General features: G+C 66.9%; 14 protein-coding genes and 2 rRNA genes. 12 read left to right on the top strand and 4 right to left on the bottom strand.

The window, feature by feature from the left end; translation table 11 throughout:
- Positions 1-333: ribosomal RNA gene (locus BT264_RS32240) — 23S ribosomal RNA — on the top strand; the annotation flags it as partial.
- A gap of 183 nt (positions 334-516) precedes the next feature.
- Positions 517-629, top strand: a 5S ribosomal RNA gene (gene rrf / locus BT264_RS32235).
- Between the two features lie 203 nt (positions 630-832).
- Here the strand turns inward: rrf and BT264_RS32230 are convergent.
- Together BT264_RS32230 and BT264_RS32225 are read right to left on the bottom strand one after the other, a co-directional pair.
- Positions 833-1204, bottom strand: coding sequence for a nuclear transport factor 2 family protein (locus tag BT264_RS32230; protein ID WP_072444046.1), 372 nt, complete (start codon positions 1202-1204; stop codon positions 833-835).
- Between the two features lie 97 nt (positions 1205-1301).
- Complete coding sequence (locus BT264_RS32225) at positions 1302-1901, bottom strand: hypothetical protein (RefSeq protein WP_072444044.1); 600 nt, start codon at positions 1899-1901, stop codon at positions 1302-1304.
- A 113-nt stretch (positions 1902-2014) separates the two neighbouring features.
- Between BT264_RS32225 and BT264_RS38705 the strand changes: the two genes are divergently transcribed.
- The gene (locus BT264_RS38705) at positions 2015-2224 is read left to right on the top strand and encodes a hypothetical protein (RefSeq protein ID WP_143155790.1); all 210 of its coding nucleotides are present in this window, start codon (positions 2015-2017) and stop codon (positions 2222-2224) included.
- A 48-nt stretch (positions 2225-2272) separates the two neighbouring features.
- Here the strand turns inward: BT264_RS38705 and BT264_RS32220 are convergent, their stop codons facing one another.
- Complete coding sequence (locus BT264_RS32220; protein ID WP_072444042.1) at positions 2273-3277, bottom strand: AraC family transcriptional regulator; 1005 nt, start codon at positions 3275-3277, stop codon at positions 2273-2275.
- A 144-nt stretch (positions 3278-3421) separates the two neighbouring features.
- On the opposite strand from BT264_RS32220, the gene BT264_RS32210 reads away from it, so the two are divergent.
- The 3 genes from BT264_RS32210 to BT264_RS32200 are packed head-to-tail and all read left to right on the top strand — an operon-like array spanning position 3422 to position 7079.
- Positions 3422-5089, top strand: a complete 1668-nt coding sequence (locus tag BT264_RS32210; protein ID WP_072444065.1) for an acyl-CoA synthetase — start codon at positions 3422-3424, stop codon at positions 5087-5089.
- A 13-nt stretch (positions 5090-5102) separates the two neighbouring features.
- The gene (locus BT264_RS32205; RefSeq protein WP_072444040.1) at positions 5103-5870 is read left to right on the top strand and encodes a 3-hydroxyacyl-CoA dehydrogenase; all 768 of its coding nucleotides are present in this window, start codon (positions 5103-5105) and stop codon (positions 5868-5870) included.
- Between the two features lie 18 nt (positions 5871-5888).
- Entirely contained in the window at positions 5889-7079 is a 1191-nt protein-coding gene (locus BT264_RS32200; protein WP_072444038.1) for an acetyl-CoA C-acyltransferase, read from the top strand.
- 109 nt (positions 7080-7188) lie between these two features.
- Here the strand turns inward: BT264_RS32200 and BT264_RS32195 are convergent, their stop codons facing one another.
- Positions 7189-7881, bottom strand: coding sequence for a TetR/AcrR family transcriptional regulator (locus BT264_RS32195; protein WP_072444036.1), 693 nt, complete (start codon positions 7879-7881; stop codon positions 7189-7191).
- Positions 7882-8237: 356 nt separating this feature from the next.
- Between BT264_RS32195 and BT264_RS32190 the strand changes: the two genes are divergently transcribed.
- The 6 genes from BT264_RS32190 (at position 8238) to BT264_RS32165 (ending at position 16888) form a co-directional block, all read left to right on the top strand.
- Positions 8238-9518 carry a Zn-dependent hydrolase gene (locus tag BT264_RS32190; protein WP_072444034.1) on the top strand — a complete coding sequence of 427 codons (1281 nt, stop codon included), beginning with the start codon at positions 8238-8240 and terminating at the stop codon, positions 9516-9518.
- 127 nt (positions 9519-9645) lie between these two features.
- Positions 9646-10983, top strand: a complete 1338-nt coding sequence (locus BT264_RS32185) for an NAD(P)-dependent oxidoreductase (RefSeq protein WP_072444032.1) — start codon at positions 9646-9648, stop codon at positions 10981-10983.
- 55 nt (positions 10984-11038) lie between these two features.
- Positions 11039-12346 (top strand): NAD-dependent dihydropyrimidine dehydrogenase subunit PreA, encoded by a 1308-nt coding sequence (gene preA, locus BT264_RS32180; RefSeq protein WP_072444031.1) that lies wholly within the window; start codon positions 11039-11041, stop codon positions 12344-12346.
- 100 nt (positions 12347-12446) lie between these two features.
- Positions 12447-13955 carry an NCS1 family nucleobase:cation symporter-1 gene (locus BT264_RS32175; protein ID WP_072444029.1) on the top strand — a complete coding sequence of 503 codons (1509 nt, stop codon included), beginning with the start codon at positions 12447-12449 and terminating at the stop codon, positions 13953-13955.
- 48 nt (positions 13956-14003) lie between these two features.
- Entirely contained in the window at positions 14004-15461 is a 1458-nt protein-coding gene (gene hydA, locus BT264_RS32170; protein WP_072444027.1) for a dihydropyrimidinase, read from the top strand.
- A 152-nt stretch (positions 15462-15613) separates the two neighbouring features.
- Positions 15614-16888, top strand: a complete 1275-nt coding sequence (locus tag BT264_RS32165; protein ID WP_072444026.1) for a NupC/NupG family nucleoside CNT transporter — start codon at positions 15614-15616, stop codon at positions 16886-16888.
- The last annotated feature ends 23 nt before the right edge of the window (positions 16889-16911 follow it).

Genomic DNA, 16911 nt, shown 5'->3' with positions numbered 1-16911 from the left:
ACGTGAGCTGGGTTTAAAACGTCGTGAGACAGTTTGGTCCCTATCTGCCGTGGGCGTTGGATATTTGAAGGGGGCTGCTCCTAGTACGAGAGGACCGGAGTGGACGAACCTCTGGTGTACCGGTTGTCACGCCAGTGGCATCGCCGGGTAGCTATGTTCGGAAGAGATAACCGCTGAAAGCATCTAAGCGGGAAACTCGCCTTAAGATGAGATATCCCTGGGGACTAGATCCCCTTGAAGGGTCGTTCGAGACCAGGACGTTGATAGGTCAGGTGTGTAAGCGCAGTAATGCGTTCAGCTAACTGATACTAATTGCCCGTAAGGCTTGATCCTATAACAAGTCTGTCTCGATAGCCGTTAGCGCTTCAGCGCTTACGAATGTCGAACGTCGAGTGCGAGGCACTCGACGTAGGACGGTTGAAGTACCGCGTACGTGTGAGATACAGCTCACAACCCAAGATTACTGCTTCTTCCCGGATTGGTTGTGCTGCGAAGCCAGCACAACAACCCCCTTTGCCTGATGACCATAGCGAGTCGGTCCCACCCCTTCCCATCCCGAACAGGACCGTGAAACGACTCTACGCCGATGATAGTGCGGATTCCCGTGTGAAAGTAGGTAATCGTCAGGCTCCCTTAGCCAGAAACCCCCGCCCGAAAGGCGGGGGTTTTTGCATTGGCGCGGCGGAAATGCGGGGCGCGCCGGGCAAGAGGTAGCGTGCTACTTTCATCGCATCAACAGCAACTCTACTCACGACTGCCGGTCGCCTCGGTTCTTTTGAGCGTGACATGGTGAGCTATATCGCTTACCCCGCCCTCACCCATCCGGCGAGGGTTACATGATCTGCGATGCATGCCCGGCGACGACGCGCCAGCCGGCGCCCGATCGACGCCACAGGCGCGTATAGGCAAATGTGCCGTCGAATGCAGCGCCGTCAAAACGGCCGGCGAGCGTTGCCTTTGTCGTGGTCAGGATCATCTCGCCGATCTCGCATGCCCGCGTTTCGAGGAAATCGAGTCTGTCGAGGCGCAGCAGTTTCGCGCGATGCGTGGACAGATCGTCCTTCTTCGAGATGACCTGGCCGGTCGGGACGGTGAACACCAGATCGTCGTCCAGCAACGCATCGAGAGCGTCGACATCGTTGGCCAGCATCGCAGCACGAAGCGCGGTTTCGTAGGGTTCGATTACTGTACTGATTGCATCCATATCGGGACCTCTCACCATCTCTGAAGGCTTGTGGTTCCGCGGCGGTGACCTGTTGCAGCACGCAACGCGTCCCGAACACTGCGGCGACGGAAAGAGCCTACCGCGCGTTCGACAGCGATTGACGTCGAACCAGCATGACCAGGCAGATGCTGATCGACGCGATGATGTTGACGGCCGGATAGAACGCAACAGCGATGCTCCACGTGCTCAGTGCCAGCAACGCCAGCGCGTACTTGAGCACGCACAGCGCGAAATAGGCGAGGCTCTCGCTCCACGGATCGCGGATCGTCTTGCGGACGGTCGGGCCGAGACCGGCAAGCTCGATCAGCGTGACCAGGCAGATCGAGACCGTCGGATCGTCGGTCAGCATCCAGAGCGGAATGGCCGAAAGGGCTGCGCACAGGAAAAACCAGTCGATGGCTGTCCAGCCGCGTTCGCCGCGAAAAATGCTGGCCACCAGCGTCAGGAAGCACGTGGCGGCAATCGCCGCCGTGCACCATGCGGACGGCCCCGCACCCGCGACGAACTGGCCGGCGGCCGCGATCGCCGTGACGATCGACCACACGAGCCACGTGAACAGATGCGGACGAACGGTGCGCCGGTAGATCGCGAGCGCATACGGAATCGCTGCCAGCAAAGACACGGCAGTTCCGATAACGCCAAAGAACGAAGCGGCATCCTGATCGACTCTCACCATCGACGCAACCTTGTTCGCGCAGGCTGACCAGTATGTGGCCGGAAGGGTCGGGGCGCAATGTCGCCCCGGGCAGCGCCGCGGGCAGTCACGCGGTGCATTGCACCGGAATGCCGATGCCGGCGACCGATGCGGTCAAACGCAAACGAACCCAAACAAGCGGCACCGGGATCGTGAAGCAGCTGGAGCACCCGCTGCACGACGGCCGAATGAATAGAAATAACCTTGCATCGGTACGGGAGCGGTGGTGGTTTGTCGGTCGTTTGCCGTTGGGCATCGGTCGCGGACAGCCGCCGGCGCTTCACATCGTTATCAGCGTCGCGTGACGGGGGCTCTGTATCCGCTGCGTACGACCCGCATCATCGACACGCGATTCAAGGTTCCGGATTCGCCGCATGCACGTCTCGCCGGAACGCGCCGGGGCTCATGCCCGTCCATTTGCGGAACGCGCGATGAAATGCGCTTGGCTCGGTGAAACCGAGCTCGGCCGCGATCTCCGCGACGCTGAGCGCGTGCCCGCGCAGCAGCGACTGGGCCAGCGCGCCGCGCAACTCGTCCTTGATCGCAGCGAAGCTCTGCCCTTCACTGCGCAAACGCCGCCGCAGCGTCGCGGGCGTCGTGCCGAGGCGCACAGCCAGCGAATCGAAGTCGGGCCACTCGGCGGCGGGCAGCGCCTTCAGGTGCGCACGCGTCTTCGCGACCCAGCCCGTGTCGTGCCGGTAGCGGACCAGCAGGTTGCCGGGCGCGCCGCGCAGGAAGGTCTTCAGCGCCTGCGCGGAGCGGATCGTCGGCAGCGCGAGATACGCGGCGTTGAATGCGAGCCGGCTGTCGGGGCGGTCGAAATGCACGGGCACGCCGAAGAACTGGTGATAGTCGCTGCGCTGGTCGGGGCTCGGGCACGCGAAATCGATGCGCTGCAGCGGGATGCGCCGGCCGGTCAGCCAGCACGCGACGCCGAGCAGGATCAGCCAGAACGTCCGGTATGCGAATGCCGGATACGGTGTGCCCGACTGCGTCAGCACGATCTGCGCCTGCCCGTCGGCCACGACGAGCTCGCCGTGCGGCTCGTCGAGCACCACGCGCAGGAACTGCAGCGCCCGCCGCAGCGCCTGGTCGAGCGTGCCGGCGTGCAGCACCGCGTGGCACAGCAGCTTGAAGCTGCCTTGCCGCATCGGGCGCGCGGCGAGCCCGAAGAATTCGTCGTCGATCGTACCGGCGATCGCGAGCCACAGGCGGCCGTACTGTTGCGGCGTGACGGGCTCGCGCACGATGGCCGGCAGGCCGGCGGCGCGCAGCACGGGCTCGGTCGCGATGCGCTGCCGGCGCAGGCAAGCGAGCGCGTCGTCGACGAAATCCGGCGAAATCATCTGCGGCCCCATTTCCCTCCGTCCTCCCGACATGGCAAAAGCGATCACGATTCTAGATTCTGTTTGTCATTGATTGCAATGTGCCGGCTGTCTACTATCGATATATCCCCGTCGTGCCGCTGGCTCGCCGGCGGCCATAACGTACAGGAGACACGCATGCCTGATGGAGCAACCGCCCGGGCGGTGCCGGCTTACGCCGACGCCGTGGCCCGGTTCAGTATCGAGACCGCCGCCGCGCATCTGCACGGCGACCTGGAGCGCGGCCTGAACGCATGTGTCGAATGCTGCGACCGGCACGCATCGGCGGACGCGATCGCGCTCGACTGGATCGACGCGGGCGGGCAGCACCGCCGCTTCACGTTCGCGCAGATGCAGGCGCTGTCGGCACGCGTGGCGAACCTGCTGGTCGCGCAAGGCGTGAAGCCGGGCGACGTGGTGGCAGGCCTGTTGCCGCGCACGCCCGAGCTCGTCGCGACGATCCTCGGCACGTGGCGCGCGGGCGCCGTCTATCAGCCGCTGTTCACCGCGTTCGGCCCGAAGGCGATCGAGCACCGCCTGCGGATGAGCGCCGCGCGCCTGGTCGTGACCAACGTCGCGAATCGCGCCAAGCTCGACGAGATTGCCGATTGCCCGCCGGTTGCGACGGTGCGCGCGCCGGGCGAGCCGCTGTCGGAACGCGACATCGATTTCCGCGCGGCGCTCGACACGCAGCCCGACACGTTCGAGCCGGTGCTGCGCAAGGGCACGGACCTGTTCATGATGATGTCGACGTCGGGCACGACGGGCTTGCCGAAGGGCGTGCCGGTGCCGCTGCGCGCGCTGCTCGCGTTCGGCGCATACATGCGCGACGCGGTCGACCTGCGCGAAGGCGACCGGTTCTGGAACATCGCCGATCCGGGCTGGGCGTATGGCCTTTATTACGCGATCACAGGCCCGCTGTTGCTCGGCCACGCGACGACGCTCTACGAGGGCGGCTTCACGGTCGACAGCACGTACGACGTGATCGAACGGCTCGGCATCACGAGCCTTGCCGGCTCGCCGACCGCGTACCGGATGCTGATGGCGGCCGGTACGGAAGCAGCGGCGCGCGTGAAGGGCAAGCTGCGCGTGGTCAGCAGCGCGGGCGAGCCGCTGAACCCGGAAGTCGTGCGCTGGTTCGACGCGGCGCTCGGCGCGCCGATCTACGATCACTACGGCCAGACCGAACTCGGGATGGTCGTGAACAATCATCACGGCCTCGCGCACGTCGTGCACGCCGGCTCGGCCGGCTTGGCGATGCCCGGCTATCGCGTCGCGGTGCTCGACGAAGCGAGCCGCGAGCTCGGCCCCGGCGAGCCGGGCAACCTCGCGATCGACATCGCGCGCTCGCCGCTGCTGTGGTTCCACGGCTACTGGCAGCAGGACACGCCGGCGATCGCGGGCGGCTACTACCGGACCGGCGACAACGTCGAACTCGAGCCGGACGGCACCGTGAGCTTCATCGGCCGCGCGGACGACGTGATCACGTCGTCCGGCTACCGGATCGGCCCGTTCGACGTGGAAAGCGCGCTGATCGAGCATCCTGCCGTCAGCGAAGCCGCCGTGATCGGCGTGCCCGATCCGGAGCGCACGGAGATCGTCAAGGCATTCGTCGTGCTGTCGAAGGGCATCGACGGCACGCCGGCGCTGGCCGAGGAACTGAGCCAGCACGTGAAGCGGCGGCTGTCCGCCCACGCCTATCCTCGCGCGATCGACTTCGTCGACGCGTTGCCGAAAACCCCGAGCGGCAAGATCCAGCGCTTCGTGTTGCGCAAGATGGAAGCCGAGAAGGCCGCTCAACCCTGAATACGGATTGCTAATGAATATCAAGGATCGCGTTTTTCTGATTACGGGCGCCGGCTCTGGCCTCGGCGCCGCGGTGGCGCGCATGGTCGTCGCGGAAGGCGGCAAGGCCGTATTGCTGGACGTCAATGACGATGCCGGTGCGAGCCTCGCGCACGAACTCGGCGCGGCCGCGCGCTTCGTGAAGACCGACGTGACGAGCGAAACCGACGGGCAGGCGGCCGTGGCCGCCGCGCGCGATGCGTTCGGCCGCATCGACGCGCTCGTCAACTGCGCGGGCGTCGCGCCCGGCGAGAAGGTCGTCGGCCGCGACGGTCCGCACTCGCTGGACCGCTTCGCGCGCGCGGTGTCGATCAATCTCGTCGGCACGTTCAACATGATCCGGCTGGCCGCCGAAGCGATGTCGAAGCAGGACGCCGACGCGGAAGGCGAGCGCGGCGTGATCGTCAACACCGCGTCGGTCGCGGCGTTCGACGGGCAGATCGGGCAGGCCGCGTATGCGGCGTCGAAGAGCGGCGTGGTGGGCATGACGCTGCCGATCGCGCGCGAACTCGCGCGGTTCGGCATTCGTGTCGTGACGATCGCGCCCGGCATCTTCGCGACGCCGATGATGGCCGGCATGCCGCAGGACGTGCAGGATGCGCTAGGCAAGAGCGTGCCGTTCCCGCCGCGGCTCGGCCGCCCGGAAGAATTTGCGGCGCTGGTACGCCACATCGCCGAGAACACGATGCTGAACGGCGAAGTCATCCGTCTCGATGGCGCGTTGCGCATGGCACCGCGCTGACACTGGAGGAAGCGAATCATGACGACTCAGGATCCGATCGTAATCGTTGGTATGGCGCGTACGCCGATGGGTGGCTTCCAGGGCGACCTTGCCGCGGCCAGCGCGAGCGAGCTCGGCGCGGTAGCGATTCGCGCGGCGCTCGAGCGTGCGAACGTGCCGGCCGAACGCATCGATGAAATCGTGTTCGGCTGCGTGCTGCCGGCCGGGCAGGGCCAGGCGCCGGCGCGGCAGGCCGCGCTGAAGGCCGGGCTGCCGCTCGGGGCGGGCGCGACCACGGTCAACAAGATGTGCGGCTCGGGGATGAAGGCGGCGATGTTCGCGCACGACCTGCTGCTGGCAGGTTCGGCGGGCGTGGCCGTCGCGGGCGGGATGGAAAGCATGACGAATGCGCCGTACCTGCTGCCGAAAGCGCGCGCGGGGATGCGGATGGGCCACGGCCAGGTGCTCGACCACATGTTCCTCGACGGGCTCGAGGACGCGTATGAAAAAGGCCGCCTGATGGGCACGTTCGCCGAGGATTGCGCGCAGGCGTACCAGTTCACGCGCGAAGCGCAGGATGCGTTTGCGATCGCGTCGCTGACGCGCGCGCAACGCGCGATCGCCGAAGGGCATTTCGTGTCGGAGATCGCGCCGGTGACCGTGAAGGCCGGCAAGACCGAAGCGGTCGTGTCGATCGACGAGCAGCCGGGCAAGGCGAAGCTCGACAAGATCCCGACGCTGAAGCCGGCATTCCGCGAAGGCGGCACGGTGACGGCTGCGAACGCGTCGTCGATTTCGGACGGTGCCGTGGCGCTGGTGATGATGCGCCGCTCGGAAGCGGAACGCCTGGGCCTCGCGCCGAAGGCCGTGATCGTCGGGCATTCGACTTACGCGGACAAGCCGGGCCTGTTCGCGACCGCGCCGGTCGGCGCGCTGCGCAAGCTGTCGGAGAAAACCGGCTGGAACCTGCGCGACGTCGATCTGTTCGAGATCAACGAAGCGTTCGCGGTGGTGCCGATGGCCGCGATGCGCGATCTCGGCCTGCCGCACGAGAAGGTCAACGTGCACGGCGGCGCGTGCGCGCTCGGACATCCGATCGGCGCATCGGGCGCGCGCGTGATGGTGACGCTGCTGGCAGCGCTCGAAACGTATGGCTTGAAACGCGGCGTCGCGTCGCTGTGCATCGGCGGCGGCGAGGCGACGGCCATCGCGATCGAGCGCATCGCGTAACGTGTAACGCATAACGCGCACGCTGCGACGCGGGCGACGGGTATCGCGCAGGAAACGCCTGCGTGGTGCTCGTCGCCCGTTTTTTATTCGGCGGCTCGCCGCGGTTGCGCTATGGTTTCGCGTTCGGCGACACCGCGCCGCATGCGCGTATCACGAGCTGCACGACCTGCTCGGTCTTCTCGTCGAACGCCTTTCGCGTGAACGCGCGCTTGCCGCTCAGCGCGCGGATCTGCGCATCGAAATCCGCATAGTGCTGCGTGGTCGCCCAGATCAGGTACATCAGCGCATGCGCGTCGATCGGCGCGAGCAGCCCGCGCGCGATCCAGCCGTCGATGACCTTCACGCGCGTGTCGAACCACGGCTTCACGCGTTGCGACAGGATGTCCTGCATGTGCTCCGCGCCATGGATGATCTCGTTGGCCCAGACCTTCGAGCCGAGCGGGCGCCGCCGCGACAGATCCATCTTCGCGCGCACGTAGCCGCCGATCGCTTTCACCGGATCGTCGCCGGCCTCGAACGAGCCGGCCGCGCGATGCCAGTCCTCGAACAGGTCGTCGAGCACGCGGCGGTACAGCGCGAGCTTCGTCGGGAAGTAGTAATGCACGTTTGCCTTCGGCAGGCCGGCGCGTTCCGCGATCATCGCGGTGCTCGCGCCGTCGAGCCCGCGCTCCGCGAACACGGCTTCCGCACAGGCAAGCAGATGCGCTTCGTTGGACTCGCGGATGTGCGCTTTGCGTCGCCGCAAAGGCGCGGACGTTTCGTCGCTGTCGGTCGCTTCGGCTGCCGCCTCGTCATGTCTCATCGTTACCCTCGCGCGGCGGGCATGCCGCGTTGGGCTTCATTCTAGCCGCTGATTTGCGTCGAACGCACGCTTGCGGACGCTGCGCATCCGCAGCGATGCTGCGTTGCGATGGCACGTTTCTCGCTCTATCGATCCACGCAAGAAAGACATTGCTTTGGTCATTTTGATCGTCTAAAACCTGTCCAATCGGACAGGATTCGGCGAGCGACGGAAAGCGGTTCCGGCGATTCGTCGGACGAACTTCGCGCACGACCGGGACATGCACCGCGCTTGGGCGGATCTGCCCCGAAACAGGCATTGCACGCACCGGCACAGACCGGGCTGACGACATCACCGACCCCACAGGAGCGATGCGAATGAACGCGGTATCGGAAACAGTGAAGCGGCCGGTCTTCGACCCGTCGATCAAGGTCGACGGCAAGCGGTTGTGGGACAGCCTGATGGAAGTCGCGAAGATCGGCGCGACGCCGAAAGGCGGCGTGTGTCGCCTCGCGCTGACCGATCTCGACAAGGCCGGCCGCGACCTGATCGTCGGCTGGGCGAAGGCCGCCGGCTGCACGGTGACGGTCGATACGATGGGCAACGTGTTCATGCGCCGCGCGGGCCGCGTGGCGGACGCGGCGCCGGTCGTCACGGGCTCGCACGCGGATTCGCAGCCGACGGGCGGCCGCTTCGACGGCATCTACGGCGTGCTCGGCGGCCTCGAGGTGATTCGCAGTCTCAACGATCACGGGATCGAAACCGAGCATCCGGTCGAGGTCGTGATCTGGACCAACGAGGAGGGCTCGCGCTTCGCGCCCGCGATGGTCGCGTCCGGTGTGTTCGCGGGCGTGTTCCCGCTCGAATACGGGCTGTCGCGCAAGGACGTCGACGGCAAGACGATCGGCGAGGAGCTGGCGCGCATCGGCTACGCGGGCGACGTGCCGTGCGGCGGCCGCAAGCTGCACGCGGCGTTCGAACTGCATATCGAGCAGGGGCCGATTCTCGAAGCGGAGTGCAAGACGATCGGTGTCGTGACCGATGCGCAGGGGCAGCGCTGGTACGAGATCACGTTCACCGGCCAGGAAGCGCATGCGGGGCCGACGCCGATGCCGCGCCGCCGCGACGCGCTGCTCGGCGCGTCGCGCGTGGTCGATCTCGTCAACCGGATCGGCCTCGATCATGCGCCGTTCGGCTGCGCGACGGTCGGCATGATGCAGATCCATCCGAACTCGCGCAACGTGATTCCCGGCCGCGTGTTCTTCACCGTCGATTTTCGTCATCCTGACGACGCCGTGCTCGCGCAGATGGACACCGCGCTGCGCGACGGCGTCGCGCGCATCGCGGCCGGCATCGGGCTCGAAACGGAACTCGAGCAGATTTTCTACTACAAGCCCGTCGCGTTCGATGCGGCGTGCGTGGCGGCCGTGCGTGACGCGGCCGATCGCTTCGGCTACTCGCACCGCGACATCGTGTCGGGCGCGGGGCACGACGCATGCTATCTGGCGCAGGTCGCGCCGACGTCGATGGTGTTCGTACCGTGCGTCGACGGCATCAGCCACAACGAGATCGAGGACGCGACGCCCGCGTGGATCGAGGCCGGCGCGAACGTGCTGCTGCACGCGATGCTGTCCCGCGCATGCGAGCCGGCTTCATGACGAATCGACCGTAGCAGCCGGCAGGCTGCGCATCGCCTGACCGCAGGATTCCTCAGCATGACCGCCCCGACTGTGCATTCGCAGCCGGCGGGGATGGCTTTGTCTCCACCCAGTCGAAGGAACGCGTATGACCACCAAGCCAACCGGCGATATCGCCGCGCATCGCCTGTCGTCCACGCAACTCTCGTGCGAATTCGCCGATATCGCGCCGCTGCTCGATCCGACTGCCGCGGCGGCCGCTGCCAGCCGCTGCCACTACTGCTACGACGCGCCGTGCGTGCACGCGTGCCCGACGCAGATCGACATCCCGAGCTTCATCCGCAAGATCGGCAACGGCAACCTGAAAGGCGCCGCGACCGACATCCTGTCCGCGAATCCGCTCGGCGGCATGTGCGCACGCGTGTGCCCGACCGAGATCCTGTGCGAAGGCGCATGCGTGCGCAACCATCAGGATGCGCAGCCGGTCGCGATCGGCGCGCTGCAGCGGCACGCGACCGACTGGGCGATGGCAACCGGTGCGGTGCGTTTTACGCGTGCGCCCGATACGGGCCGCCATGTCGCGGTGGTCGGCGCGGGGCCGGCCGGGCTCGCGTGCGCGCACCGGCTCGCGCTCGCCGGGCACCGCGTGACGCTGTTCGACGCGCGCCCGAAGGCTGGTGGCCTCGACGAATACGGGATCGCCGCGTACAAGACGGTCGACGATTTCGCGCAGCGTGAAGTCGAATGGCTGCTGTCGGTCGGCGGCATCACGCTGAAAACGGGTGTTGCGCTCGGACGCGACATGACGCTCGACACGCTGCGCGAGCAGCACGACGCAGTGTTTCTCGCGATGGGCCTCGGCGGCGTGCGCGCGCTCGCGATCGACGGTGAGCAACTGGCCGGCGTGATGAACGCGGTCGACTTCATCGAGCAGGTGCGGCAGGCCGACGGGCTGGAGAACGTGCCGGTCGGGCGGCGCGTGGTCGTGATCGGCGGCGGCAATACGGCCATCGATGCGGCCGTGCAGAGCCGCAAGCTCGGCGCCGAGCGCGTGACGATGGTGTACCGGCGCGGCGTGGAGGCGATGAGCGCGACGTGGGCCGAACGCGAGTTCGCGCAGAAGAGCGGCGTCACGCTCGTCACGCACGCGAAGCCGGTGCGCATCGCGGGCGCAAACGGGCAGGTGACGGGCGTCGAGTTTGAAGCGGCATCGGGCGAGCGCTTCACCGTCGACGCGGACATGGTGCTGAAGGCGATCGGCCAGACGCTGGTGCCCGACGGCATCGCGGCCGCGTTGCTGACGGCGGACGGCACGCGTATCGCGGTGGACGCGGACGGGCGCACGGCACTGCCCGACATATGGGCCGGCGGCGATTGCGCGGCGACGGACGGCATCGACCTCACGGTGCAGGCCGTGCAGGACGGCAAGCGCGCGGCCGCGTCGATCGACGCGGCGCTCGCGCTGCGCGACGCGCAGGCCGCATAGGCGCCAGCGCACGCATCCACTCCACGACAACGACCCCACTTTCACGGAGCCGAACATGGCCGACCTTCGCTGCACCATCGCGGGCATCACTTCGCCGAATCCCTTCTGGCTCGCGTCCGCGCCGCCGACCGACAAGGCCTACAACGTCAACCGCGCGTTCGAGGCGGGCTGGGGCGGCGTCGTGTGGAAGACGCTCGGGCTCGATCCGCACGTCGTCAACGTCAGCTCGCGCTACGGCGCCGTGCAGTGGAACGGCCAGCGCATCGCGGGGCTGAACAACATCGAGCTGATCACCGACCGTCCGCTCGACGTGAACCTGAGAGAGATCGCGCAGGTCAAGCGCGACTGGCCGGACCGCGCGCTGATCGTGTCGCTGATGGTGCCGTGCAACGAGCGCGACTGGAAATGGATCCTGCCGCTCGTCGAGGATACGGGCGCCGACGCGGTCGAGCTGAACTTCGGCTGCCCGCACGGGATGAGCGAGCGCGGGATGGGCGCGGCCGTCGGGCAGGTGCCCGAATATGTCGAGATGGTCACGCGCTGGGTCAAGGAGGGAACGAAGCTGCCGTGCCTCGTGAAACTCACGCCGAACATCAGCGACATCCGCATGGGGTCGCGTGCCGCGTACAAGGGCGGTGCGGACGGCGTGTCGCTGATCAACACGATCAACTCGATCGTTGCGGTCGATCTCGACCACATGGCGCCGATGCCGACCGTCGACGGCAAGGGTACGCACGGCGGCTATTGCGGCCCGGCGGTCAAGCCGATCGCGCTGAACATGGTCGCGGAGATCGCGCGCGATCCGGAAACGCCGAACCTGCCGATCTCCGGTATCGGCGGCATTTCGACATGGCGTGACGCGGCCGAATTCATCGTGCTCGGCGCCGGCAGCGTGCAGGTGTGCACCGCGGCGATGCATTACGGCTTCCGGATCGTGTCGGATCTCGCCGACGGGCTGTCGAACTGGATGGACGAAAAGGGCTACGCGACGCTCGACGACGTGCGCGGCCGCGCGGTGCCGAACGTGACCGACTGGAAATACCTGAACCTGAAATACGACATCAAGGCGCGCATCGATCAGGACCGCTGCATCCAGTGCGGGCTGTGCCATATCGCGTGCGAGGACACGTCGCACCAGGCGATCACGCGCGAGAAGGACGGCGTGCGCCACTTCGAAGTGATCGATTCGGAGTGCGTCGGGTGCAATCTTTGCATGCACGTGTGTCCGGTCGAGCAATGCATCACGATGGAGCGCGTCGATTCGGGCGAGTACGCGAACTGGACCACGCATCCGAACAATCCGGCGCGCACCGATGCAGGAGCGAGCCCGGCGGCGTCCGAGAAGCACGCGAAGGCGGCTTGACCTGCGTCCGGCGGCGCGGAAGATCCGGCACCGCTGTTTTTCGTTTCCGTGAGCCGGCATCGCATGATGCCGGCGCTGACGTTTACGTGGAGTGCCTTCGATGAAACCAGCAGCGACCCCCGCCGATTCCGACAGCGCCGCGGCGCAGGGCGGCAGCCTGTACAACGACGACCTCGCGCCGACGACGCCGGCGCAGCGCACGTGGAAGTGGTATCACTTCGCCGCGCTATGGGTCGGGATGGTGATGAACATCGCGTCGTACATGCTTGCGGCCGGGCTGATCCAGGAAGGCATGTCGCCGTGGCAGGCGGTGATGACCGTGCTGCTCGGCAACCTGATCGTGCTCGTGCCGATGCTGCTGATCGGCCATGCGGGCGCGAAGCACGGGATTCCATACGCGGTGCTCGTGCGCGCGTCGTTCGGCACGCAGGGCGCGAAGCTGCCGGCGCTGCTGCGCGCGATCGTCGCGTGCGGCTGGTACGGCATCCAGACCTGGCTCGGCGGCAGCGCGATCTACACGCTGCTGAACATCCTGACCGGCAACGCGCTGCATGGCGCGGCGCTGCCGGTCGTCGGCATCTCGTTCGGGCAGCTCGCGTGCTTCCTCGTGTTCTGGGCGCTGCAGATCTACTTCATCCTGCACGGCACCGATTCGATCCGCTGGCTCGAGAGCTGGTCCGCGCCGATCAAGGTCGTGATGTGCGTGGCGCTCGTGTGGTGGGCGACGTCGAAGGCGGGCGGCTTCGGCTCGATGCTGTCGGCGCCGTCGCAGTTCGCGGCGGGCGGCAAGAAGGCCGGGCTGTTCTGGGCGACCTTCTGGCCGGGCCTGACCGCGATGGTCGGCTTCTGGGCGACGCTCGCGCTGAACATTCCCGATTTCACGCGCTTCGCGCATTCGCAGCGCGACCAGATGATCGGGCAGTCGATCGGGCTGCCGCTGCCGATGGCGCTGCTGTCGGTGGTGTCGGTCGTCGTGACGTCGGCGACCGTCGTGATCTACGGCAACGCGATCTGGGACCCGATCGACCTGACGAGCCGGATGACGGGCATCGGCGTGGGCATCGCGCTCGTGATCCTCACGCTCGACACGATGTGCTGCAACCTCGCCGCGAATCTCGTCGGCCCCGCGTACGACTTCTCGAGCCTGTGGCCGAAGGCCATCTCGTACCGCGCGGGCGGGATGATCACCGCGACGATCGCGATCGTGATGATGCCGTGGAAGATCCTCGCGACGACGGACGGTTATATCTTCACCTGGCTCGTCGGTTATTCGGCGCTGCTCGGGCCCGTCGCGGGCATCATGATGGTCGACTACTTCCTGATTCGCGGCACGCAGCTCGACACGCGCGCGTTGTTCGACGAGCGCGGCGGCTTCAGCTACGCGCGCGGCTGGAATCCGGCCGCACTGGCCGCGCTCGCGGTCGGCGTGCTGCCGAACCTGCCAGGTTTCCTGCACACCGCATTTCCGGCGTCGTTTCCGAACGTGCCGGCGTTCTTCAACACGCTTTACACGTACGCGTGGTTCGTCGGCCTCGTGCTGGCGTCGGGCGTGTACGGTACCTGGATGAAGTGGCGCGCCGGACAGCGCGCGCAGATCGCGAGCGCATGACGCGCGGCACCGCATGCGGAACCCGACAGTCAACGAGGAGGCAACCAAATGGCAATCCTGATTCGCGGCGGCACCGTGGTCGATGCGGACCGCTCCTATCGCGCGGACGTGCTCTGCGCGGACCCGCAGGACGGCGGCACGATCCTGCAGATCGCCGAGCAGATCGACGCGCCGGCCGGCGCGAGCGTCGTCGACGCGCACGACCAGTACGTGATGCCGGGCGGCATCGATCCGCATACGCACATGGAACTGCCGTTCATGGGCACGACCGCGAGCGACGATTTCTACTCGGGCACGGCCGCCGGGCTGTCGGGCGGCACGACGAGCATCATCGACTTCGTGATCCCGAGCCCGAAGCAGCCGCTGATGGACGCGTTCCTCGAATGGCGCGGCTGGGCCGAGAAGGCGGCGGCCGACTACGGCTTCCACGTGGCGGTGACGTGGTGGGACGAGAGCGTGCACCGCGACATGGGCACGCTCGTGCGCGAGCACGGCGTGTCGAGCTTCAAGCACTTCATGGCGTACAAGAACGCGATCATGGCCGATGACGAGATCCTCGTGAACAGCTTCTCGCGTTCGCTCGAACTTGGCGCGCTGCCGACCGTGCACGCGGAGAACGGCGAGCTCGTGTTCCGGCTGCAGCAGGCGCTGCTCGCGCGCGGGATGACGGGGCCGGAGGCGCATCCGCTGTCGCGTCCGCCGGAGGTCGAAGGCGAGGCCGCAAACCGCGCGATCCGCATCGCGCAGGTGCTCGGCGTGCCCGTGTATATCGTGCACGTATCGGCGAAGGATGCGGTCGACGCGATCACGCGCGCGCGCAGCGAAGGGCTGCGCGTGTTCGGCGAAGTGCTGCCGGGCCACCTGGTGATCGACGAGGCCGTTTATCGCGACCCGGACTGGACGCGTGCGGCCGCACACGTGATGAGCCCGCCGTTCCGCTCGGCCGAGCATCGCGAAGCGCTGTGGCGCGGGCTGCAGTCGGGGCAGCTGCATACGACGGCAACCGATCACTGCGTGTTCTGCGCGTCGCAGAAGGCGATGGGTCGCGGCGATTTCACGAGGATTCCGAACGGCTGCGGCGGCGTCGAGGATCGCATGTCGGTGCTGTGGCATCACGGCGTGAATCGCGGCCGCATCACGCCGAACGAGTTCGTGCGGATCACGTCGACGAACGCCGCGCAGATCTTCAACCTGTTTCCGCGCAAGGGCGCCGTGCAGGTGGGCGCCGATGCCGACCTCGTCGTGTGGGATCCGGCCGCGACGAAGACGATCTCGGTGAAGACCCACCACCAGCAGGTCGACTTCAACGTGTTCGAGGGAATGACGGTGCAGGGCGTCGCGACGCACACGCTCACGCGCGGCGCGCTCGCATGGGCCGACGGCGACCTGCGCGCGGTGCGCGGCGCGGGCCGCTATCTGAAACGCCCGCCTGCGGCCGGCTACTACGAGGCCGCACGCATTGCGAACCGGCTGCGCGAACCGCATCCGGTCGAGCGCGCGGGCTGAACGGTGCGTGTCGCGCGGGGCGTGTCCGTTCGCACGGCACGCCCCGCATGCATTTGAGCGTGCCGACCGGGTAATATCCACCGACAGCGTTGCACGAACGTTCCCGGCGGCGTGCGGGACAGATCAATAACATCGAGAGAAAGGAGCACAAGGTGGATAATCTGCGCAGTCTCCTGGGTATGCTGTTCCTGCTGCTGGTTGCGTATCTGCTGTCGAACAACCGGCGCGCGGTGAGCGGCCGGACCATGATCGCCGCGCTGCTCACGCAGTTCGCGATCGGCGCGCTGGTGCTGTTCGTACCATCCGGCCGCGCGGCACTGGCAGCGGCTGCGAACGGCGTCAATCGCGTGCTCGACATGGGCAATCACGGCATCGCGTTCGTGTTCGGCGGGCTGGTCGACAGCCGGATGTTCCAGTTGTTCGGCGACGGCGGGTTCGTATTCGGCCTGCGCGTGCTGCCGATGATCATCTTCGTCACCGCGCTGATCGCGGTGCTGTACTACGTCGGCGTGATGAAGTGGCTCGTCGCGATCCTCGGTGCGGGGCTCTCGAAAGTGCTCGGCGTGAGCCGTATCGAGGCGTGCTCCGCCGTCGCGACGATCTTCCTCGGGCAAAGCGAGATGCCCGCGCTCGTGAAGCCGTTCGTGCGGAACATGACGAGCGCCGAGATCTTCACGGTGATGGCGAGCGGCATGGCGTCGGTCGCGGGCTCGGTGCTGGTCGGCTACGCCGGCCTCGGCGTGAAGATGGAGTATCTGCTCGCCGCGTCGTTCATGGCGGTGCCGGGCGGGCTGCTGTTCGGCAAGCTGCTGTTTCCGACCGTCGAGCCGAGCCGCGTCGTGGTCGACGGTCTCGATTTCGACGACAAGCGGGCCGCCAACGTGATCGAGGCGGCGGCGTCCGGCGCGTCGGTCGGCCTGCGGATCGCGATCAACGTCGGCGCGATGCTGATCGCGTTCGTGGGACTCATCGCGCTGATGAACCTCATCGTCGGCGGCGTGGCCGCTTTCGCGGGCTTTCCGCAGGTCACGCTGCTTGGCATCCTCGGCCACCTGTTCGCGCCGCTTGCGTGGATCATCGGCGTGCCGTGGCACGACGCGGCGCTGGCCGGCAATTTCATTGGCGAGAAACTGATCTTCAACGAGTTCGTCGCGTACGGCGACCTGTCGCCGTACCTGAAGGGCAGCGAGCACGTCGCGGCGGCCGGCCTGCAAGTACTCGACCCGAAGACGCTCGCGATCGTGTCGTTCGCGCTGTGCGGCTTCGCGAACTTCTCGTCGATCGCCATTCTCGCGGGCGGCTTCAGCGCGGTCGCGCCGGAGCGTCGGTCGGAAGTCGCACGGCACGGCTTGCGTGCGCTGACGGCCGCGACACTGTCGAACCTGATGAGCGCCGCGATTGCCGGCTTGTTCTTCTCGCTGCATTGAACCGCGCAGCGGCCACTGACCGA

The sequence above is a fragment of the Burkholderia sp. NFPP32 genome (assembly GCF_900119325.1).
GTDB lineage: Bacteria > Pseudomonadota > Gammaproteobacteria > Burkholderiales > Burkholderiaceae > Burkholderia > Burkholderia pyrrocinia_C.
Note: the sequence above shows the minus strand (reverse complement) of the source record. Positions and strands in the feature narration are given on the sequence as shown.